This window comes from Aeromonas sp. QDB23 (assembly GCF_027707745.1).
GTDB classification, from domain to species: Bacteria; Pseudomonadota; Gammaproteobacteria; order Enterobacterales; family Aeromonadaceae; genus Aeromonas; species Aeromonas allosaccharophila.
The window spans coordinates 1-19,316 of the sequence record NZ_JAPCJA010000071.1 but is presented as its reverse complement, the minus strand read 5'-3'; the positions used below and the strand labels follow the sequence as shown (position 1 = coordinate 19,316).

24 protein-coding genes and 1 pseudogene are annotated in these 19,316 nt (G+C 49.7%); 7 read left to right on the top strand and 18 right to left on the bottom strand.

The genetic code is table 11. The features are described 5' to 3' along the window. Positions 1-675: pseudogene (locus PG888_RS20745) on the top strand (IS3-like element ISAs17 family transposase); the annotation flags it as partial. A 28-nt stretch (positions 676-703) separates the two neighbouring features. Here PG888_RS20745 and PG888_RS20740 read toward each other — a convergent pair. The 16 genes from PG888_RS20740 to PG888_RS20665 all read right to left on the bottom strand — a co-directional run bounded on the left by PG888_RS20740 (position 704) and on the right by PG888_RS20665 (position 10,121). Then, on the bottom strand, positions 704-931 hold the full coding sequence (locus PG888_RS20740) for a hypothetical protein (protein ID WP_270694203.1): 228 nt from the start codon (positions 929-931) through the stop codon (positions 704-706). Positions 932-961: 30 nt separating this feature from the next. Then, positions 962-1,303 carry a hypothetical protein gene (locus PG888_RS20735; RefSeq protein ID WP_111901682.1) on the bottom strand — a complete coding sequence of 114 codons (342 nt, stop codon included), beginning with the start codon at positions 1,301-1,303 and terminating at the stop codon, positions 962-964. Position 1,304: 1 nt separating this feature from the next. Next, a complete protein-coding gene (locus PG888_RS20730; protein ID WP_111901683.1) occupies positions 1,305-1,847 on the bottom strand; it encodes a hypothetical protein in 543 nt (180 codons plus the stop codon). Between the two features lie 83 nt (positions 1,848-1,930). Then, the gene (locus PG888_RS20725) at positions 1,931-2,293 is read right to left on the bottom strand and encodes a hypothetical protein (protein WP_019839130.1); all 363 of its coding nucleotides are present in this window, start codon (positions 2,291-2,293) and stop codon (positions 1,931-1,933) included. Beyond that, on the bottom strand, positions 2,290-2,505 hold the full coding sequence (locus PG888_RS20720; RefSeq protein ID WP_107683728.1) for a hypothetical protein: 216 nt from the start codon (positions 2,503-2,505) through the stop codon (positions 2,290-2,292). The genes PG888_RS20725 and PG888_RS20720 overlap by 4 nt, the downstream gene beginning before the upstream one ends. After that, positions 2,505-3,011, bottom strand: coding sequence for a hypothetical protein (locus tag PG888_RS20715; RefSeq protein ID WP_111901684.1), 507 nt, complete (start codon positions 3,009-3,011; stop codon positions 2,505-2,507). Before PG888_RS20715 ends, PG888_RS20720 begins: the two co-directional genes overlap by 1 nt. Before the next feature lie 168 nt (positions 3,012-3,179). Continuing rightward, positions 3,180-3,518 carry a hypothetical protein gene (locus PG888_RS20710; protein WP_270694207.1) on the bottom strand — a complete coding sequence of 113 codons (339 nt, stop codon included), beginning with the start codon at positions 3,516-3,518 and terminating at the stop codon, positions 3,180-3,182. Positions 3,519-3,542: 24 nt separating this feature from the next. Next, a complete protein-coding gene (locus PG888_RS20705) occupies positions 3,543-3,734 on the bottom strand; it encodes a hypothetical protein (RefSeq protein WP_270694209.1) in 192 nt (63 codons plus the stop codon). After that, complete coding sequence (gene radC, locus PG888_RS20700) at positions 3,731-4,228, bottom strand: RadC family protein (RefSeq protein ID WP_270694212.1); 498 nt, start codon at positions 4,226-4,228, stop codon at positions 3,731-3,733. Before radC ends, PG888_RS20705 begins: the two co-directional genes overlap by 4 nt. 91 nt (positions 4,229-4,319) lie before the next feature. Next, positions 4,320-4,631 (bottom strand): hypothetical protein, encoded by a 312-nt coding sequence (locus PG888_RS20695; RefSeq protein WP_270694213.1) that lies wholly within the window; start codon positions 4,629-4,631, stop codon positions 4,320-4,322. Positions 4,632-4,640: 9 nt separating this feature from the next. Beyond that, positions 4,641-5,066, bottom strand: a complete 426-nt coding sequence (locus tag PG888_RS20690; RefSeq protein ID WP_270694214.1) for a DUF2787 family protein — start codon at positions 5,064-5,066, stop codon at positions 4,641-4,643. 19 nt (positions 5,067-5,085) lie between these two features. Beyond that, the gene (locus PG888_RS20685) at positions 5,086-5,664 is read right to left on the bottom strand and encodes a lecithin retinol acyltransferase family protein (RefSeq protein WP_270694215.1); all 579 of its coding nucleotides are present in this window, start codon (positions 5,662-5,664) and stop codon (positions 5,086-5,088) included. An 86-nt stretch (positions 5,665-5,750) separates the two neighbouring features. Next, positions 5,751-6,194: an IrmA family protein gene (locus PG888_RS20680; RefSeq protein ID WP_270694217.1), complete on the bottom strand. Its 444-nt coding sequence runs from the start codon at positions 6,192-6,194 to the stop codon at positions 5,751-5,753. A 41-nt stretch (positions 6,195-6,235) separates the two neighbouring features. After that, positions 6,236-6,679 carry a hypothetical protein gene (locus PG888_RS20675; RefSeq protein WP_042019078.1) on the bottom strand — a complete coding sequence of 148 codons (444 nt, stop codon included), beginning with the start codon at positions 6,677-6,679 and terminating at the stop codon, positions 6,236-6,238. 75 nt (positions 6,680-6,754) lie between these two features. After that, on the bottom strand, positions 6,755-7,303 hold the full coding sequence (locus tag PG888_RS20670) for a recombinase family protein (RefSeq protein WP_042019077.1): 549 nt from the start codon (positions 7,301-7,303) through the stop codon (positions 6,755-6,757). 748 nt (positions 7,304-8,051) lie between these two features. Then, complete coding sequence (locus PG888_RS20665) at positions 8,052-10,121, bottom strand: hypothetical protein (protein ID WP_270694219.1); 2,070 nt, start codon at positions 10,119-10,121, stop codon at positions 8,052-8,054. 87 nt (positions 10,122-10,208) lie between these two features. Between PG888_RS20665 and PG888_RS23175 the strand changes: the two genes are divergently transcribed. From PG888_RS23175 to PG888_RS20640, 5 genes are all read left to right on the top strand, one after another. After that, positions 10,209-10,592: a helix-turn-helix transcriptional regulator gene (locus PG888_RS23175; RefSeq protein WP_333563566.1), complete on the top strand. Its 384-nt coding sequence runs from the start codon at positions 10,209-10,211 to the stop codon at positions 10,590-10,592. A 22-nt stretch (positions 10,593-10,614) separates the two neighbouring features. Continuing rightward, positions 10,615-12,228, top strand: a complete 1,614-nt coding sequence (locus PG888_RS20655; protein WP_270694220.1) for a YfjI family protein — start codon at positions 10,615-10,617, stop codon at positions 12,226-12,228. Positions 12,229-12,601: 373 nt separating this feature from the next. Beyond that, a complete protein-coding gene (locus PG888_RS20650) occupies positions 12,602-13,273 on the top strand; it encodes an inovirus Gp2 family protein (protein WP_270694222.1) in 672 nt (223 codons plus the stop codon). A gap of 71 nt (positions 13,274-13,344) precedes the next feature. Continuing rightward, positions 13,345-13,746 carry an H-NS family histone-like protein gene (locus tag PG888_RS20645; protein WP_270694223.1) on the top strand — a complete coding sequence of 134 codons (402 nt, stop codon included), beginning with the start codon at positions 13,345-13,347 and terminating at the stop codon, positions 13,744-13,746. Between the two features lie 253 nt (positions 13,747-13,999). Then, positions 14,000-15,430, top strand: coding sequence for an IS4 family transposase (locus PG888_RS20640; RefSeq protein WP_270694224.1), 1,431 nt, complete (start codon positions 14,000-14,002; stop codon positions 15,428-15,430). A 339-nt stretch (positions 15,431-15,769) separates the two neighbouring features. Here the strand turns inward: PG888_RS20640 and PG888_RS20635 are convergent, their stop codons facing one another. Further along, a complete protein-coding gene (locus PG888_RS20635; protein ID WP_270694225.1) occupies positions 15,770-17,767 on the bottom strand; it encodes a methyl-accepting chemotaxis protein in 1,998 nt (665 codons plus the stop codon). 346 nt (positions 17,768-18,113) lie between these two features. Further along, positions 18,114-18,536 carry a Cd(II)/Pb(II)-responsive transcriptional regulator gene (gene cadR, locus PG888_RS20630; protein ID WP_173579282.1) on the bottom strand — a complete coding sequence of 141 codons (423 nt, stop codon included), beginning with the start codon at positions 18,534-18,536 and terminating at the stop codon, positions 18,114-18,116. A 53-nt stretch (positions 18,537-18,589) separates the two neighbouring features. Between cadR and PG888_RS20625 the strand changes: the two genes are divergently transcribed. After that, entirely contained in the window at positions 18,590-19,243 is a 654-nt protein-coding gene (locus PG888_RS20625) for a cation transporter (protein WP_270694226.1), read from the top strand. The last annotated feature ends 73 nt before the right edge of the window (positions 19,244-19,316 follow it).

The window sequence follows — 19,316 nt, the reverse complement described above, 5'->3', positions numbered from 1 at the left end:
CGCCGGGTCTGGGCGCTGTTACGGCGTCAGTCTGAGGCAACAGAACAACCTGTGGTAAACGCTAAGCGGGTATATCGCGTCATGCGCGAGCATGGCTTGCTGCTGGAAAGAAAACCAGCTGCACCATTGGCCCAGCAGGCACATAAGGGGCGTGTTGCCGTCAAGGAGAGCAATCGACGGTGGTGCTCAGATGGCTTCGAGTTTCGCTGCGATAACGGTGAAAAACTACGTGTCACGTTCGCCATGGATTGCTGCGATAGGGAAGCGTTGGACTGGGCGGCCAGTACTGGGGGTTACGATAGTGACACTGTGCAAGATGTCATGCTGAGGTCTGTCGAACGTCGCTTTGGGGATTCGTTGCCGGCATCACCGGTGGAGTGGCTGACTGATAATGGCTCGGCGTATCGAGCCCATGAGACCCGCGCGTTTGCACGAGAAATCGGGTTGGAGCCCAGAACGACAGCAGTGAGAAGCCCACAGAGTAACGGTATAGCGGAAAGCTTCGTGAAGACGATGAAGCGAGACTATATCGAGATGATGCCAAAACCGGATAGCCGAACAGCAGTAGGCAATTTGGCTATCGCGTTTGAGCATTATAACGAGCACCACCCGCACAGCGCCTTGGGATACCGTTCACCACGGGAATTTCTGCGCAGTCGGGTATCACAACCCTAAGCGGGAAAAAGTGTCTGGACCTATGGGGTCAAATCCAGGCATCGAGCTCCATGGCCAGGTTCAGTGTGTACTCATAGGCGGAGTCATCCTTCACACCGACATGTTCATGGGAGGCCCTTTGCTTGACCCATTGCCATTCTGGCGCCAGGTCTGCGTCATCGTAATCGCCGATGATGGAACTCATGGCGACATCCAGCATCTGCATCACCGTATGGCCTGCCAGTGGGTCAGGTGTTGCAGGGAGGGTGTTGGTCATTGCATCGTTCCTTGTTGTCTGGGCTGTGCGTTACAGCTGATTGATAACCGGCTTGCAATTGAGCCGGCCCAATAGATGCAGCGAGCCGTACTGGGCTACCAGCCGGTCTATGACCATCTGGGCACAGGCCGTTCTGCTGGGCTTATTCTCAGGTATGGCGTAACGCGCGGTGAGCCAACCACCGAGCAGTGCTATCCGGTAGCCACTCGGGATATGGGTGAGCGACGTCTCTATCCCCCTCCCGTGAATGAGGAAGGGCACTGCTTGGCCGCCGATGTCGATATCCATGCGTTGGCCCTTTAGCTCAAAGGTGGTGAGCTCGCTGGTTTGCGGATGTTTGCCTGGCACCTTGATGGTGATGTTTTTCGCCATTTCACACCTCCGGTTTGGGTTCAAAGTGGCGGGTTACAACGCCCGCTTCCGGGTCGATACTGATAAAGGCCGGGGCTTGCGGGTGGTACTGATAGAGCCGCGCCAGTTCGGCACGAAACGCTTCGACGTTTGGCGCAATCACATGGCTGGTATCCCCCTCGGCATAGGTAAAGGTCTCCAGCTTCTCGGTGTTAATCCAGATACCGAAGTACCAAGCGTCCTCCTCGGTATCGTACTGCTGCCAGCCCTGAGCCAGCAGCGTCCGGTCGTAGTAGTAGCGGTCAGCCTGATGACTCCCCCGGTCGATGCGGCAACCCGTCACGGTGAGCTCGAACGGGATACGCCCTGCTTTGTGAGCCTTTTTGACCCGGCGTAGTAGCTCGAGGGCCTTGGCTCTGCTGCGGCCATTACCGAGCGGTTGCGGCTGCCTGGCCCGCAATGCCAGATGGGTCATTATCTTCGGTGCGGTGTTGTGGTTGAGCTGGCCGATAGCGGCGGTGAGTTGTCGGGCGGACAGAGTCTTGTAATCACGTAAGTCATGCATGGTTGGGCTTCCTTCAAATGCAAACAGCCCCTCGGGGTGAGGGGCTGCATGGGGTCATATGTGTGCTGTCGGCGTTGTCATGGTCATGTATGGCTACTCCAATCCGGCGCATCGTTGCTGCCGTGGTTGACGTAGGCCCCCACAATGGTGCGTCGCCACTCCCCAACGGGATAGCCTAGGTCGTTGCACTCACGCTCCCACCACGCAAAGTTAATTTCGCGGGGCAGGTTGTCCACCATGTCCAGTGGACTCACGAACAGCGAGGTCTTGTGCATCGTTGGCACGGGCTTGATCTTGTCGGGGCCAGTGCGCTTGCCGGTCTCGTCATAGTCGTGTGCCCACTTCGGGAAGGTGAGCTGATAGGTAATGAGCCGATGCAAATCGCCATGTGCGCTCATTGCCTGAGCGACTGCGACCTGAGTGAAGCTATCGTTGAACTCGATCATGGGTGTTTCTCCCTTTCTGCAGGTGAACGGTAAGCCGCTGCCAGCAGTGCAAACTGTTCGACCAGGTAACTGATGCTGATGCCAAGTTCATCACTGACCCCATCCCCTAGACGGTGATGCAGGTGTGCCATGTCATCGGCGACACGTTGGGCTAGGTGGGCCATTGAACTCGGTGGCGAGCTTGCCACTGTCAGGGTGATGTAGAGATCCATCACATCTCTCCCCAGGGTGCTTTCTCCCACAGTGACAGCCGGGTCAACACATCTTGCGCGAGGGCTTGCTGAAACTGCTGAATCACCTTCACCAGCCGGGGAGCCTGCTCGGGGCTCCCGCTCCATTCGCTCGATTGGTACAGGGCACAGCAGGTGAATTTGTAGAGGGCAACCAGCTCGCTATCGGTGAGCGGTCCCTGGTGGTAGTGGTGTGCGGGTTTTAGCGGGCTCAGCTTGGTAGAGCGATGCTGGCGTGGTTCCTGGTGGTCCTGCTGACGCCCCAGCTGATAGCGATGCCAGACCGCTCGCCGATTGGCGAGCATCATCAGCCGTACCAGCCGGTCTACCCGCCACGTCCAGGTACTGGTGACATCCATTGGCGAGTTCCACCAGAGGGAGCGCAGCAGCTCAAGGGTGTAGTGCGGTGGCATGGGGGCATTGCAAAAACGGTGTAGCTGCACGGCAAAGGCCAGGTAATCCTGGCGGTCGATCATGAAGGCAGACATGGGCATAGTTCCTTGAAATGCAAAAGGCCACCTGTAGTGAGGTGGCCTTGCTGGGGGGATCGGAATATCCGGATCATGGTGTTGGACCTGATGATCCTGGTTTGATGATCCGGGTTATTGGGTGGAAACGTGATCGGCATGCATGTTATTCGGCGATCGGTATACATGTTATTGCTGTGCCCGCGCGGCGTCTGGGTAAACCGCATCGAACAGGATGGCGTAGAGAGCACAATCAATGCCGTTAACGGCATCGTGGTGCGGGTAATAGGGCGTTGCTTCTCGGGAACGCTCAAAGTAGTCGCCAAAGCAACTGAGGCATTCGCGTATCTCGACGGTGGAGCCGTGCAGCAAGGTCTCTTCAAACTGCTTGGCGTAAACTCGGTCATCACGAGCCTTGGTGAGGGCCTTCTCCAGCAACGTCAGCGCATCCTTTTTGCTGGCAGTTGTCAGGCTATGGCGCAGCGTCTCGAGAGTCTCCTCTAAGGTATAGGGATTGGGTAATCGCATGGTGCGTGTCCCTTCTTTGAGTAGCTAATGGCGTAGCTGATGCAGTAGTGCATCAATGGCCTCGATGCAGTCGGCTTGGGTGAGCAGGTAGCCATTGGGCAGATGAGCGACGATAGCTGGCTCGGCCTGCATCTCGACGTTATCCGCCAGCCAACAGCGCAACTCGATGAGGATATCGAGGGTGGTGAGGTGTGACTTACCTGGGGTTGGAGTCATAGTTGACCTCTTTCGGCCAGGGATACCACGCCCTCAGCACCGACCACCAGATGATCGAGCAACCGGACATCGACCAGCGCCAAGGCCTCTTTGAGGGCTTGGGTGAAGACTCGGTCAGAGTGGCTGGGTTCCGGGTCACCGCTGGGGTGATTGTGGACCGCAATGATGGCGCCACTGTTGAGTAGCAGGGCACGCTTGACCACTTCCCGTGGGTAGATGCTGGCGCTATCGAGAGTGCCGCGAAACAGCTCCTCAAAGGCCTGCACACGATGTTGGGAGTCAAGGAACAGTGCGCCAAACACTTCGTGCTCCCGGTCTTGCAGCAGGGTTTGCAGCCGCAGAGAGGCCTCGGTGGTGCTGGTAATGGCGGTACCTTTGGCCAGGCGTTTGCGAGCAATCTGGTTGGCGATACGCAGCAGGTCTTGCTCGGTCACGGGTTCAGTGACGACATAGGTGCCGGGGCACTCCCCGGCTTTGAGCTTGTGATAACGCATGCAAGGTTCTCCAAATAAACAAAACCCCGGCACGCATGAAGCATGTCGGGGTGAACGGTAGAAAAAGTTATTGGGTCACAGTGAGTGGTGTTCAGTTTGCCGTGGAGGGGGCTGCTGGGGTTCCTGCTATCGCTACGGCGTCTCTCTGCGCCGGTATCAGTGGTTCGGGAACCAGCACGGTGAGCGGGATAGCCAGAGCGAGGCTCAGCCGTTCTGCCAGTTCATAGGCGGGACCCATGGTGTCGTAGTCAGCTACCCAGGTAGCCAGGGCAAGACCGCTGGGCTCCACGGCACGCAGATAAACGCTGTAGCCCTGTACGGTCAGGCCACTGTCACGCACCACCTGCGTTTCCCCCTCTCGATTAATCGCTTCCAGTTCAACGGCTATCGGTTGTTTGGGCATCAGGCCTCCTCAGTCACCACTGACGGTGACGGTAAAAAAGCCCAGCTGGGCGTAGGCAAGAAAACTGTTCTGCCACATGTTGAACAGCTCCTTGGCCTCTGCCATGGGGAGCGGCCCCCAGCCTTGCAGGTAGTGCTCGTTATCCAGGAAGTTGAAGTCGAGTTCTTTGCAGAGCTCGGTACCTTGTCCCAAGCCTTGGTAGCTAAAATCAGTGACGTAGTCGAATAGCCAACCATCAAGACCACGTATCAGCTGGATTTCGACCGGATGGACCCCACCACTTTGAGGTTGATAGTCAGGGTTGCGAAAGCTGAAGGTAAGCCGGGTGAGTTGTTCAAGGTCGAAGTCATATTTCGCGACTTCCTGATTGAGTAGTACCAGTAGTGGCTCTGTCACAAACAGGTTAACGCCATCCCGGTGAAAAGGAATTGTCATGATCTCTCCTCGTACAGATTCAGTCTTTGAGCCAATCCCAGAGTTTGCTGACGCCATAGGCAGCAACGGCGCCTACTGCAAGAGGAGCTAACAGCGGGGCTGAAGCAATGCCGGTGAGCGACACCACCGTCGCAGCGGTACCACTACCGCCAGCAGCCGTGGCTAGCGTACTGGCAGCAAGTCCTGCGGTTGCACTGGTGGCTGCTTTACCCAACGTGTGTCGAGCTACTTCGGCAGCCACCACCGTAGCAACTGCGGTCTGCAGCAGCTTGGGGGGATGTGCAACCCCTTCGATGCACCAAGTGACAAATCGCTCGCCACTGGCGAACTGTTGACCTTGCTCACCTTCATTTAGTCGGGCGTAAGCCCGTGTCAGGCTTTCCTCTCGACTGAACAGGCGTTGGACATGGGGCTGGACCTCAATGACGCCATGTTGGCTGAACGCTGTCAGTGATGTCAGCGCCAGTTGGCCTGAGTGCTCACCAGTAGGGGTTGGTAGGTAGTGAATGACCTGATCATGGCCAACAAAGATGCCGTGATGGTGTCCTTCAGGCTGCGGTGTTACCAAGTGATCGCCGATAATGAAATGTCGTGTCATGGGGTGATGATCCTCATCAAGGGTTGGAAATGAAAAAGGGCGTCACCGTAATGGTGACGCCCTTTGGCTTTGTTTTTCCTGAGCGGTTAATTGCCGCCCACGGTGATCTTCAGTGGTTGATGAAACTTGGGTGTGAAGGTGGAGATGGGGAGACGGGTAACTTGGTTATGTGCAAAGACTTCGGTCGCCTGAATAATGGCGATAGATTTGGCTTGCTCAACCTGTCCGCAATCAACCTCCGTAAAACCGCCACCATAACGAGTAGCGGAGCTTCCGCCGAAGGGCTCAACCTCCAGCGTTGATTCGACCAGCGCTTTGCCCTTTTTGTCATTAAATTGCAGCGTGATATACAAATGACCAAACTCGTCTGCACCACCACTATCTAAAGAGAAGTTGTATGCACAGATGCCTTGGTTGGCATATATGGTGTCGGTGTGTTGGATAGCAAGATAACGTTGTTCTTGCGCACTGCAGGCGATGGCCGAAAATATCAGAGTCGAGGCCAATACATACCGATTTACGTCTTTCATAAAAACCCTCGTAGCAATTACTCATCTCTTAAATCACTTGGTTATTTACGCCCTAGATATCTGAATATTTCTTTGCCATTGTAAAAACCAACCAAGTCATCCTCATTCTTATATTTTTTGTTTGGTTGAAATTTGACGACGGTTCCTGGGCTACACATATCTTTCATTGAAATATTGAATTTTTCATCAGGTGTAATAGTGTAGCCAATGGCAATTTTGTGTGGGGAGCCCGCAGTGGCGATCCAGCCCCACATGCCCGCTTCACACTCACCGAATGGCTGACTGCGAACAATGACCATTGAAAGATTGCTGATTTCAGTTGCGATACATTTTCTATTTAACTTCAAATGAGCATTGCACCAAAAAGGTTTCCCTGTTTTGTCCTGTACTAGTGCTGGCAGAAAGCCTGTGAACGGCTCTGCCGCCTGTATTGATTGACTTCCAGACATAAGCGTTAGTAGTAAGCAGAATGTCAGCTTTTTCATTTTTTATCTCACCGAATTACGATTATTAAATAGAGGTGCATGGCTATCGTTAGGAACGGTAAACCACACTATTTTTCAGTTGCTCTGAGATCTGAGAATGCGTTGCACACTGGAGATACTGATCCCCGTGCGTTTGGCAATTTCAGTTCTGGGTAATCCTTTGGCGACCAGTGCTAGGACTTCATTGCCTTTTGCCATGGCTGTAGGCTTTCGGCCTTTATAAACACCTCGTCGCTTGGCTAACTCAATACCCTCAGCTTGTCGTTCCAACATTAGCTCTCGCTCAAACGTCGCTATAGCGCCTATCATGGTGAGCATTAACTTGCCGGTAGGCGTTGAGGTATCGATCCCCAGGTTCAATATCCGCAATGCAACTTGCTTGTGTTGTAGAAATTCTGATATCTCCAATAGGTGACGAGTATTACGAGCCAGACGATCCAGCTTGGTAACCATCATCACATCTCCCTCCTTCACATAATCCAACAGGAGAGTAAGTTGCGGTCTATCATCACTGGCTCCGCTAACCTTCTCCTGGAAAACTTTATTGCATTCGGCCAGCGCTCGAAGCTGGACTTCCAGGCTCTGACCTCCCGTACTAACACGTGCGTAACCTACCAGTGCCATGGTCTCCTCCCGGTCAATAGGGCAAGGTACACTGACCCCCATGGTCAAAAGTCTCGAAGAGACCTTAATGACCAGAAAATGGAGGAAAATAGATGAAATGAGTGCCGATTTCGTGAGTGTCACTAGGGCTTGATCTATTGAATCAAACCAGTGGTTTAAAGACGTAATGTGTCATCTTATGACTGTTTCAGTAATTGTTGACTACACCACGTATCACAAAAATCTAGTGGTGTTACTTTGATTTGGTTAGACAGCCGTCCTAATCACTCTTGGAGTACAGCTGGGAATACACATCACTAATGCGTGGTCCCTCCCCAAATCAGTATCAATATTAAATTTGACCAACTGTTCATACAGTGCATATAAGTTATAGAGGCAAACATAATGATTCCTTTATAAGAAAAGGAGTGCGTATTGCGCACTCCTTTGGGATGGTTCACTTTAATAAAGTATATCCAAAGTTATTTGAAATTAACATTAATGTATTTGTGTGGTGAATGACTTTTAAGAGTATCTGAAATGTATACGGCGATTAAAATCCATTATTTAAATCATGCAACAGCCTCTGATCACCAATGATGCGAACTAGCAAGGGAACCAAGAATTCAACTTTTGTCAATACCCTCGATGCGCTTTTTAAGTGCTATTTTTGATACGAATAGCAAAAGTAGCTGGGTAAAATAGGATTTAGAGTGGAGGCATCTATCAATGCAAGCACTGATAGAGCCTCATTCTAGCTCCCTAGAGGCTAACATGTCTTGGCGGTAGATGACTTAAATAATAATTCGACCACCTTATGATTTTCACCTAACTTTATAATGTTACTCACATCATCCCCTTTGGGAGATAAAAACATAATCAGCGTCAAGTAGTCCAGCAGACATACCGCTAGTGTGGAACCATCAATACAGTGTATAAGATTTCTCTCTAGGTCGGAGCGAGTCAGGATATCTTCATCGAGAATACATTTCATAAATTCACTTGGTGTGTCAAGTCGCTTTGTTTTTTCAAGACTAGCCAAGAGTTTTCCTGATATGTTATTTAGTTCATTCAATAAACCATGGACTATTAATGGTGTTTGATGATTTATATCTTTTATATTTACCCTGTCGATATAGGGAGGGTTGTCGTCCGAGAAGATCATGTCGTTGCGTGTAGTGATTTTTGCGACTGTATAATTGTATGCATAAATAGCTTGAATAACTGTTGCCGCGTATGTGTTATTTCCTGAGACCAAAGAGTATCTAAGGTATTGTTTCTCCCCTAGCCATGAATTTTCATCAAACAAGTGATAAGGTCGCGGTGCTAGTAGGCTAATAACACCCTGATGATTGATAATGTCGTTGACTTGCTCTGTTAAGCTCTCGTGCTTAATCTTCTCCTTTTCTAATTTGTAGGTTAACCCTACTCGAATAACGGCTAATGAATGTTTTACAAAACCAAACAGCGGTAGCTTTTCTCTTGGTGCTTTCTTGATTGCTTGCAATGCACTATTGGGTTTTCCACATTGTAATAAAGAGAGGATAAAAACAGTGAATGAGATGGGATCGTAATGCCATTGCAATAGGCTACCTCGTGAGTGAGCAAAATTGTAAATAACTTTATAATATTCGTTCTTAAATGCTGGGACAACGATTTCACCATCATCTGAATATTCAGATGCATTAAGTTGCTCATTCAGTATTCCTGTGGCGCTATTAGGGGGAAGTGAAACCATCTTTGACAAAACTTGAGACTCTTTATGTGCTTGAGTCATAAGTTGGTATTCGCTCGGAGATAACGAAGGAAATTCCTGATGAAATAGTGGGATCATATCCTCTAGTATCAAGCGTGTAATATATTTCTTTTTTTCTATAGTCAGTTTTCTTGAAGCCTTACTATCAATAAGCGAGAGTTGCTGTTCTAATGCCCCCCTCTTGGTATAGTCTTCACCAAGAGCTGCAGTTAAGCTTTCTTTAATTATTGATAAGTGTGATTGAACATTGCTACACATAGCGTTATATGTATGATGGAAAATGTCAATTAGACCGATTTGAGCTTGTATATATTGGAGTGTTGTGAACGCTATATACATGGCAGATAGCTCTTGAACTCTAGATTTTAGTGTATGGTCGAGCTCTATGCTGTTATTTGATATCTTCTCTTCATTGTTGTCGAATTTCTCTTGTAAAGAATGATGCTTTTCAATGGTTGAAACACACTCTACAGTGCGTTGTCTCACTGTAGTAGCAGTTTGATTTCCTTTTTTAGCAAGCAAGTCAAGATAATCAGTTATCGGTTTGATAACGAACATTTCTGAAAGGTTAAAGTGAGTTTCAATGTATTCCTGCAAGTGTTTTTTTGCAAAGAGTTTGTTTATCACTTTAGGTTCATTTTCGCTTTCTTTAAGAAGACCATCTAATTTTAGCCAGTGATCAAGATGATAGTAAATTGATTCTTTAGATGAATCAGATTGAAATATGGCAATATCAGCACACAGTATCGGTATTAAAGCACTCCTAATATAAATCTGAGTCATGTACTCATTAGATCTAAGGTTAGGCATCAGGGGGGTTCTGAGCACGGTATTACACAGACTCTCTAGAATATCGATGTGATTATTGATCATTAATGGAGGAAGAGTAATCCCCGTATGAAGGTATGCAGTGAGCTTGTTCAGCGTTACCTCTTCAACACCATATTCAGCGAAGTGTTTTCTGTGAGAATCGTACTTTGTTCTATAGCGCATTTCAGATTTACGGCCCTTGGGCCAGAAACCCAGAGCATCGGAAAGAAAATACATCAAGTTGGCAAAAACGTGCGTTGCGTGTACGTGCATATGGTCGGCTCCTTAGTACAGGGCATGAGATTGATGGATGTACATCTGGTGTCTTGATACCTGGGAGATACCCCGGATGTAAATATAATGTTTCAATTTTACCAACGTCATACAACCTTGTTGTTTTGTGGTCGAAAAACAAACAAAAAAGAGAAAGTCTTGGGTCCTCAGTTTGCCTCCGTGAGATTAACGCTTCTTTGGGGAATGATGCGAGTCGCTAGTTCACATAACCAAGAAGGAAGTCATCAAATGCGAGATCCCAAGAACGTTGAGTATGTTGATCGGATTATCAGATTGCCTGAGCTGCTAGCCATGGTTGCTACTGGCAGGTCAACGGTTTACGAAAAGATCAATGCGAAATCTCGTCGTTACGATCCGTCTTTCCCAAAGCCAATTCGGCTCTCAGGATCGGCTAGATCAGCCATAGGTTGGCGCCTGAGTGAAGTACAACACTGGATTGCTACCCGCTAACACATAGGTAAGGAGTAACCTTATGAACCTTGACCGCATACTTAAAAGACTGCCGCTATCGATACTGGCAGTCATGGATCTCTTGCACTGTATAACAAAGGCTCCTCGGCTGCTGATCCTCACGGAATTGTTGAGTGTGGTGAGTATCCTAGCTCAACAGCTCGTTGACATCAGTCCAAAGAAAGGAATGGTTTTCCCCACATCGTTATTTTTTATTGTGTTGGCGAACTCGGGTGAGAGAAAAAGTACGGTTGATAAGTACTTGATGAAAGCCATTTATGAATTTGCAAAAAATATGTACGAGGCCTACAAGCGTGAATATGAAGAGTTCAAGATAGGGGCGGAACTGTGGGAGATAAAGAAAAATGCAATCATTACTGCCTTGAGAAAAATGAGTGCACAGGGAAGTACTGAATTCAGCGAGCTTGATGAAAAATTTAAGGACCATATGAGAAGTAAACCCATGGAACCACAGAGTAAGCGTATGTTGATTAATGATGTCTCAACTGCGGCATTAAAAAAAATGCTAATCGGCCATGAGGTTTCTCTTGCTCTAATGTCAGACGAAGCTGGTTCCATTTTTAATGGTGACTTGCTGAAAGACTCTGCACTTTTTTGTTCTCTGTGGTCTAACCAACCACTTATCATTGATAGGGTTAATAACGCAAGCAGCAAAATAGAAGGTGCTCGGTTAACAATGAGCCTGATGATCCAACCTGAACTGTTCAACGCCTTTAATGAACGGAACGGGGAGACCATGCGTAGTTCAGGCTTTTTTTCAAGGGTATTTTTTTGCCAGCCTGAATCTGAAATTGGTAAGCGATATGAATACGGCTTGGTTACACAACACAACATGATGCCGCTCGATGATTTTTACGCAACTGTTCATCGCCTTTTAGCATTAGGAGAAGAACGAGTCACACGAGGCGATAAACGTGATGTATTAACGTTATCTCCTGATGCTGAGTGGCTATGGCTGGAGAAGTACAACCAAATTGAAGCTGCGATGGCTAAGGGGCAATGGCTTGAGGAGTACACGGAGTTTGGTTCTAAATTTATGGAGCAGGCGACCCGGTTGGCGGCAGTACTGCATGTCATTAGTCATGCTCAGAAGATAGAACCTGTTGTTGAGAAAGAAACGATGAAAACTGCGATTCAGCTAACAGAACTATATTTTGAACATGCGATGAATCTATTCAAATCATCTGCATCCTTTACGCTGCCGGACCGTCGTGGTGCCGAGGTACTATTAAAATGGTTATACGATAACTTCAATGGTATGCCGATTAAAAAAAGTACGATTAGACGTTGTGGCCCTTATAGCATTCGGAATCAAAAGGGGCTGGCTGAAGCAATTAACATACTCCTCGCAGAGGAACACATAATTTGCTTTAAGAAAAAGCAATCTATTAGTGTTATTCTGTCGTACAGGAAGCATCCATTTCTTAGTAATGGATTAGAGAATCCTATGGTTTTTAAAGACATAAGTGGCCCCTATGGTGAGCCCTACTATGGTAGTAATATCTCAAGGTTTTATAGCGGGAGAGGAGGTATCAGCTTACAAAATAATACGGCAGTTCCAAGCATTGAAGACTTGATTGATCCTGATGAATTGGGTAAACAATTTGTCTTCTAATCGAAAATAACTTCAGAGTTGATATTTATCACGTTATTTAACGTGTAATTCATTACGGGCCTTATATGGCAAGACTTGAGCTTATTACATTATTTAATTGATGGGGAGAATGTGTCCGGTATATGTATTATATATAACGTATGTTTACTGCATGAACTATGTTTACTGCATATCAACAAAGCATATCTAACATATATCAATAAACCATATGTAATCATACGCGTTATACACCTTACAATGGTGTCTATATCATCGTCTATATATCCCCTCTCTTTTGAGAGGGGATGATTAAAGTTTTATTTAAAACACTGACGCACGTTATTGTGTTAGGCACAACATTTTATCAAACACTTAGCATTTAGGAGTGCTAATTATGTATGGCAGAATATTATTAACCAATATGGAATTTGAAGCGCTGTTGCAAGAATGCACATCTGGATATGGGCCAATGAACCAGGTTTATCTGGCGCGCAGTGTAGAGTTTACAGCTCAAGTATTAGCAGAGACTCCTCGAGTCTTTGCTATTCGATGCGATTTAAGGTTCGCAGTGGACACCACTGAATACGATCCGGATCAGCTTATCTTCATGCAGCGCACTGACCCAGCGGTTATCACACGCTTTATGGAATCCCTTAAAAGCCAGATCAAAGCAAACCATAAACGTAACAACCGACGAGGGGAGCCTCGTCTACCTGCTTACATCTGGTGCAGAGAAAAGGAGTTATCAGCGCACCACCATTACCACGTTATGCTGTTCTTCCACAGAGACGATTATGCCTATCTGGGTAACTATTTAGAGAGTGATGGTGATAACATGGGGGTGAGGATACAGAAAGCGTGGTGTAGTGCACTAAGCTTACCGCATCCAGAGCATGCTCACTTGGTTCATTTCCCTCCCAAAGGGACTTATGGGCTATTTCGTAATGCGGCAATTAATCGAGATAAAATCTATCACGACTTTCTGTTTCGTCTGGCTTACCTAAGTAAACAGAGTACGAAGGTTATGGATGGGCAACGCAACTTCGGTTGCAGTCAAATACGATAAGACGCTTGAGCACATCGGTGCTCATTAGTATGCTATAGAACAATCCATGCGTATTTAATTAAAGGATATCTATGAGTGAATTTCTGAAAGTGCTGTTGAACATCCGTAGCCTGCGATCAGCACTGCGAGAGTTGTCGCTGGATCAGCTCAAAGAAGCCCACGAGAAAATCGAAATGATTTATCTGGAACGGTTGGAGCACGCGGAGAAAGAACAAGCCGCCCAAGCTGAGCACCAGCAAAAGCTGGCCGAGTTCCAAGCGATGTTGGCTCAAGCTGGTATCGACCCCACTGAGTTGGTAGGCAGTGCCCCAGCAGCCGCGACTGCGGCTAAAGCTAAACGAGCACCTCGTCCCCCAAAATACCGTTATGTTGAAAATGGTGTAGAGAAAACCTGGACCGGTCAGGGCCGTACACCCAAGTTTCTGGCTGAGCAACTCGAGCAAGGTCACCAGTTGGATGAATTTCTCATCTAACTAAATAGACAAGGCCATGCCCTCACGGTGTGGCCTTCCTTTTTACGTGCTTCGTGGCTAATTAGTGCCAGCTCTCGTTGTAACGAACCAGGAATATTCGGTAATGTTCTGTCGCATGACTAAGGTCAGCTCTAATGACATTATTCAAATCATCCTTTAGCACTGACTCTTATACACAAGTAGCGCCCTGAACGGAACCTTTCGCGTTTTCCAGGATCTGATCTTCCATGTGACTCCCAACATGGTAACGATCATGCTAACTTCTGCTCTTCATCATGCGGCCGACTGGGCTAAATCTGTGTTCTCTTCGGCGGCACTGGGTGATCCTCGCCGTACCACCCGTCTGGTTAACGTCGCCGCTCAATTGGCAAAATGTTCTCGAAAATCAATAACCATCTCATCAGAGGGCTGTGAAGCCATGCAGGAAGGCGCTTACCGATTTATCCGCAATCCCAACGTCTCTGCCGAGGCGATCAGAAAGGCTGGCGCCATGAAAACAGTCAAGTTGGCTCAGGAGTTTCCCGAACTGCTGGCCATTGAGGACACCACTTCTTTGAGTTATCGCCACCAGGTCGCCGAAGAGCTTGGCAAGCTGGGGACGGTAAAGGATAAATCCCGTGGATGGTGGGTTCACTCCGTGCTCTTGCTCGAGGCCACCACATTCCGCACCGTAGGATTACTGCATCAGGAGTGGTGGATGCGTCCGGATGACCCTGCCGATGCGGATGAAAAGGAGAGTGGCAAATGGCTGGCAGCGGCAGCAACCAGCCGGTTACGCATGGGCAGCATGATGAGCAACGTGATTGCGGTCTGTGACCGCGAAGCCGATATTCATGCTTATCTGCAGGACAAACTGGCGCATAACGAGCGCTTCGTGGTGCGCTCCAAGCACCCACGCAAGGACACTGGCTCCGGATTGTATCTGTACGACCATCTGAAAAACCAACCGGAGCTGGGTGGCTATCAGATCAGCATCCCGCAAAAGGGCGTGGTGGATAAACGCGGTAAACGTAAAAATCGACCCGCCCGCAAGGCGAGCTTGAGCCTGCGCAGTGGGCGCATCACGCTAAAACAGGGGAATATCACGCTCAATGCGGTGTTGGCCGAGGAGATTAACCCGCCCAAGGGTGAGACCCCGTTGAAATGGTTGTTGTTAACCAGTGAACCCGTCGAGTCACTAGCCCAAGCCTTGCGGGTCATCGACATATACACCCATCGCTGGCGGATCGAGGAGTTCCATAAGGCATGGAAAACCGGAGCTGGAGCCGAGAGGCAACGCATGGAGGAGCCGGATAATCTGGAGCGGATGGTCTCGATCCTCTCGTTTGTCGCGGTCAGGCTGTTACAGCTCAGAGAAAGCTTCACGCTGCCGCAAGCACTCAGGGCGCAAGGGCTGCTAAAGGAAGCGGAACACGTAGAAAGCCAGTCAGCTGAAACGGTGCTGACTCAGGATGAATGTCAGCTACTGGGCTATCTGGACAAGGGAAAACGCAAGCGCAAAGAGAAAGCAGGTAGCTTGCAGTGGGCTTACATGGCGATAGCCAGACTGGGCGGTTTTATGGACAGCAAGCGAACCGGAATTGCCAGCTGGGGCGCCCTCTGGGAAGGTTGGGAAGCCCTGCAAAGTAAACTGGATGGCTTTCTTGCCGCCAAGGATCTGATGGCGCAGGGGATCAAGATCTGATCAAGAGACAGGCCTGAAGGTCATTGGAGGTCTGCGTCCTAAGCGGCAGCAGTAATGCGTATTGCAGCCGTAGGATAACTTTCGAGGAAAAAGACTGGGCCCAAAAGTACTGGCGACCGATTTCTCACATGTCGAACTCACACTATCGCGCCAGAATAGTTGTTCATGTTTTTCCCATTGTCGTCGGTAATGCTGCGGTAGCAGTCGTAGAGTTTGAACGGGCGTCCGTCAAGCCCTCCCGACCCACACAGGACTGACGAACGCCTAAATGAGGTGCGCCGGCCAATGCTAACATTGAAGCAATGTCAGCACTGAAAGCCTGCGCCGCACTACAGTCGGTTATCTGATCTGAAACCGGGAAGCTGATTGGCGCAAGGCTTCGGAGTGCATCTGAAGCTGATCAGCGGAGGACACAACATCACATATCGCGGCATAGTTTCGCTCCGACATCTGGGCGATGTTTTCGACACTCTTGGCGATCTCATTATTTGCATAGCTTTGCTCGCGTAGCGAGGTAGAAATGCTATCGATTGCCGCCAGAACACTGTCGGTACTGCCATGAATGGTCGCCATCGAGTTCCCGGTATTGCCGACAAGTTCCATGCCCACATTGACCATGACTGTTCCCTGCGCCATGCTTTCCACCGCCTGCATCGTACCGGTACGAATCGCTTCGATCATCGCGGCGATATCCTGGGTGGACAGTTTCGTGCGTTCTGCCAGCTTTCGCACCTCGTCGGCAACCACGGCGAAGCCGCGCCCTTGCTCTCCCGCTCTTGCGGCTTCTATGGCTGCATTGAGCGCCAGAAGATTGGTTTGATCGGCAATTTCCTTGATGACATTGACAATATCGGCGATTTTGTGGGATTGGTCGTCAAGCGTTTGCATGAAGATAGATGACTGATTGACGTTTTCGACGATTTTGTTCATTTCAGCTATGGTTTTTTGGGCAAAATGCTCCCCTTCCTCTGCCATATGCTTTGAATCAATGGCGCTCTTGTTTACGTCTGCAGTGTTGTCCGATATGTGGCTGATGCTAACGGTCATCTCTTCAACAGTCGCCGCGACAGTCGCTGCTGCGTCTGTCTGCTGGTTGGTTGCATCCTGCACCTGATGCGATGAGGCCGACAACTGCTTAGCTAATCCGGCCAACTGAACCGTTGCTACGACGATTTGTTCGACCATCTCACGCAGCCCGTCCTGCATCGATTTCATGGAAGCCAGCAGGCTTGCCGTGTCGTTGGGCTGGAGGTTGATGGCTGTTGACAGATCACCTTTGGCTATTCTCTGGGCAACCTTGGCGGCGTACTCGGGCTCCCCGCCCAAGGTTTTTAGCAGATTGCGTACAATCGCAAAGCAAATCCACAGGGTCAGGCCGACAGCTACCAGAAGCAGGCTGGCGTACGAAACGAATGCATCACGATCTGCATCCATATTCGCGTGGATTTCCTGCTGGATATCCTTTGTGTAGCTTTCCTCCACCGTCCTCAGCAGGTCAATTTTTGCAGTGATTTTGGCAAACCAGTCCTCCGGGGAATAGACCAGCTCGGCATTTGCACCCTTGTCCTTGACCATCTGTTCGATGGTGCCCACTTCCTTGAAAATCGGCTCGGCTAGCTTGGCACGCAGTAGTTTTTCCTGATCCGGCGTGGCGTACCCGATGGCCAGGCGCAAATAGGTGGCCTGATCGTTGATCAGACTCTGAAAAGTGCTGAATTGTTCAGAAGTCAGGCGCCCGGCGCTGAAGCCGCCGGCTACCAATCCCCGCTCCTGCCCGTTGCATTCCTTCAGGAACAACAGAGCCTGCTTGGCATTCGACAGGCGTGACAGTTTCGACGACGGCATCTGGTTCCCGGTACGCAACGCGATTTCCAGCAGTTGCGAAATCGTCTCGCTGTAGAAGCGGAATGACTCTCCAGGCTCGAGCGAAAGACGTGATATTTGCTCGCGCTTTTTTACGAGTTCGGAAAAAGGTTCATTCGCCGCGTCCAGAAGCTTGATATAACGCGGTTCGACCGTTGTTCGGTCAATGCGGCGAATGCTATCCGTCAGACGAGTGATGGCCGCATCAGAAGTTTTGCGTTGCGCCATCAGGTTCTCGGCAAATTTGCTGCCCTTGCTATTGAGAAAGCCGGAGCTCATGCCCCGCTCTTTCTGCAATTCATGCGCCATTTCGCCCAAATCGACCACGAGGCCGACCAGAGTTTCGGCTTGGACACGAGACTGATAATCCGCGTACTTCTTCCAGGCTCCGCTTAGGCCAAGGACCAACATGACCGTAATCGGCACGGTGGCGATCAGCAACAATCGGCTTTTTAGGCTCAGTTTTTTAAACATTTCAGCTCCACTAATTGTTTATTAGAACAACAAAATTCAAATCAATGAGTGTGGTTAGAGCAGCTTTCGGAGTTAAGCCGCCGCTTGAACGGCGGCTATTCCCCTCTGGCGACCGGCCGCTTGTGGCCGATCTTACGCATTCACTATCTTGCCGAAAAGCGGTCCTTAGCAGAAACTAATGTATCAGCGAACGACTGCTTTCGGAAACGGCCTGGAACTTCCGGTGCCGGCCATTTGCGGACATTGCACAGGCCGTGGCACTGAGTTGCCCAGGGTCTGCATGACCATCAATAGCCGACATTTAACAGTAAGCTCTGGCACGTTCATTCGTAAGTTTATCAGGTCGTCATCGATGGCAGGCACAGCCCTCGTCATGAGAGGCAACAACCAACTCGTGCAGAATACCACACTCCCGCGCCGTTGAGTTTTCGTCACACTGGGCGCGCAATGCCACAAGCTGCTTTTCAAGGGCTTGCATGCTGTTGAGCCGTTTTCTGACTCGTTCCAATTGACTATCAATCAATCGGTTAATGTCGCCGCAATCTGCCTCCGGGTGCACGACAAAATCCAGCAGACGCTTCACATCAATCAGCGGCATATCCAAGGCTCGGCAGTGGCGGATGAAGGCCAATCGCTCAATGTGTTGCTCGCCATATTCCCGGTAACCATTGCCCTGCCTAGGTGGTGACGGCAATAATCCGGATTTTTCATAGTAGCGGATAGTATCAACCTCCACCCCAGTTCTCTGAGCCAGTTCGCCAATACGCATGTCAGCCTCTCGTTTATTACGATAATTATAGGTGTTGACCCTGGAGTGGCTCCATGGTTTTCAATGGAGGCATCGAATCTGGAGGAAACGTCATGGCCGGTTGTTGTTCAGGTGGATGTTCGTCAAGCAAAGGAGCAGTCGACCCACGTTATCGCAAGGCGCTCTGGGTTGCACTTATCGTCAATACGCTGATGTTTCTTGTGGAGATTATCGGAGGGTTGCGATCTGGTTCGATTTCCTTACTTGCCGATGCCGTTGATTTCGCCGGAGATGCGGCCAACTACGGCCTTTCCCTGACCGTGCTTTCCATGGGGCTCCTGTGGCGTGCCCGTGCAGCCTTGGTGAAAGGGGTGACGATGGGGGGCTATGGCCTTTTCGTGCTTGGTAAAACAGCATGGGCAGCGATGTCCGGTGTGCCACCAGAGCCTTTCACCATGGGCGCTATAGCCCTGGTGGCGCTGGCCGCCAATCTCACCGTCGCCCTGATGCTCTACAGTTTTCGAGATGGCGACGCCAACATGCGTTCCGTCTGGCTGTGTAGCCGCAACGATGCCATCGTGAACGTGGCAATTGTTTTGGCTGCTCTCGGTGTTTTAGGCACGGAGACGGTTTGGCCTGACTTGCTGGTGGCAGTAATCATTGCGGCTCTTGCGCTCTCCGCGTCGTTCAGCGTAGTGCGCCAAGCCCGCAACGAAATTGCAGCGTAACCGTTCACCGGGAGGATGTTGACAACAACTCTTCCGGGAGCGGGTAGTCTGTTTTCTCTATGCAGGCACTGAC

Bases quoted from the DNA above. Each gene is read 5' to 3' on its own strand.
- PG888_RS20740 (WP_270694203.1), bottom strand. From the start codon at position 931: ATGACCAACACCCTCCCTGCAACACCTGACCCACTGGCAGGCCATACG.
- PG888_RS20735 (WP_111901682.1), bottom strand. From the start codon at position 1,303: ATGGCGAAAAACATCACCATCAAGGTGCCAGGCAAACATCCGCAAACC.
- PG888_RS20730 (WP_111901683.1), bottom strand. From the start codon at position 1,847: ATGCATGACTTACGTGATTACAAGACTCTGTCCGCCCGACAACTCACC.
- PG888_RS20725 (WP_019839130.1), bottom strand. From the start codon at position 2,293: ATGATCGAGTTCAACGATAGCTTCACTCAGGTCGCAGTCGCTCAGGCA.
- PG888_RS20720 (WP_107683728.1), bottom strand. From the start codon at position 2,505: ATGGATCTCTACATCACCCTGACAGTGGCAAGCTCGCCACCGAGTTCA.
- PG888_RS20715 (WP_111901684.1), bottom strand. From the start codon at position 3,011: ATGTCTGCCTTCATGATCGACCGCCAGGATTACCTGGCCTTTGCCGTG.
- PG888_RS20710 (WP_270694207.1), bottom strand. From the start codon at position 3,518: ATGCGATTACCCAATCCCTATACCTTAGAGGAGACTCTCGAGACGCTG.
- PG888_RS20705 (WP_270694209.1), bottom strand. From the start codon at position 3,734: ATGACTCCAACCCCAGGTAAGTCACACCTCACCACCCTCGATATCCTC.
- radC (WP_270694212.1), bottom strand. From the start codon at position 4,228: ATGCGTTATCACAAGCTCAAAGCCGGGGAGTGCCCCGGCACCTATGTC.
- PG888_RS20695 (WP_270694213.1), bottom strand. From the start codon at position 4,631: ATGCCCAAACAACCGATAGCCGTTGAACTGGAAGCGATTAATCGAGAG.
- PG888_RS20690 (WP_270694214.1), bottom strand. From the start codon at position 5,066: ATGACAATTCCTTTTCACCGGGATGGCGTTAACCTGTTTGTGACAGAG.
- PG888_RS20685 (WP_270694215.1), bottom strand. From the start codon at position 5,664: ATGACACGACATTTCATTATCGGCGATCACTTGGTAACACCGCAGCCT.
- PG888_RS20680 (WP_270694217.1), bottom strand. From the start codon at position 6,194: ATGAAAGACGTAAATCGGTATGTATTGGCCTCGACTCTGATATTTTCG.
- PG888_RS20675 (WP_042019078.1), bottom strand. From the start codon at position 6,679: ATGAAAAAGCTGACATTCTGCTTACTACTAACGCTTATGTCTGGAAGT.
- PG888_RS20670 (WP_042019077.1), bottom strand. From the start codon at position 7,303: ATGGCACTGGTAGGTTACGCACGTGTTAGTACGGGAGGTCAGAGCCTG.
- PG888_RS20665 (WP_270694219.1), bottom strand. From the start codon at position 10,121: ATGCACGTACACGCAACGCACGTTTTTGCCAACTTGATGTATTTTCTT.
- PG888_RS23175 (WP_333563566.1), top strand. From the start codon at position 10,209: ATGTTTCAATTTTACCAACGTCATACAACCTTGTTGTTTTGTGGTCGA.
- PG888_RS20655 (WP_270694220.1), top strand. From the start codon at position 10,615: ATGAACCTTGACCGCATACTTAAAAGACTGCCGCTATCGATACTGGCA.
- PG888_RS20650 (WP_270694222.1), top strand. From the start codon at position 12,602: ATGTATGGCAGAATATTATTAACCAATATGGAATTTGAAGCGCTGTTG.
- PG888_RS20645 (WP_270694223.1), top strand. From the start codon at position 13,345: ATGAGTGAATTTCTGAAAGTGCTGTTGAACATCCGTAGCCTGCGATCA.
- PG888_RS20640 (WP_270694224.1), top strand. From the start codon at position 14,000: ATGCTAACTTCTGCTCTTCATCATGCGGCCGACTGGGCTAAATCTGTG.
- PG888_RS20635 (WP_270694225.1), bottom strand. From the start codon at position 17,767: ATGTTTAAAAAACTGAGCCTAAAAAGCCGATTGTTGCTGATCGCCACC.
- cadR (WP_173579282.1), bottom strand. From the start codon at position 18,536: ATGCGTATTGGCGAACTGGCTCAGAGAACTGGGGTGGAGGTTGATACT.
- PG888_RS20625 (WP_270694226.1), top strand. From the start codon at position 18,590: ATGGTTTTCAATGGAGGCATCGAATCTGGAGGAAACGTCATGGCCGGT.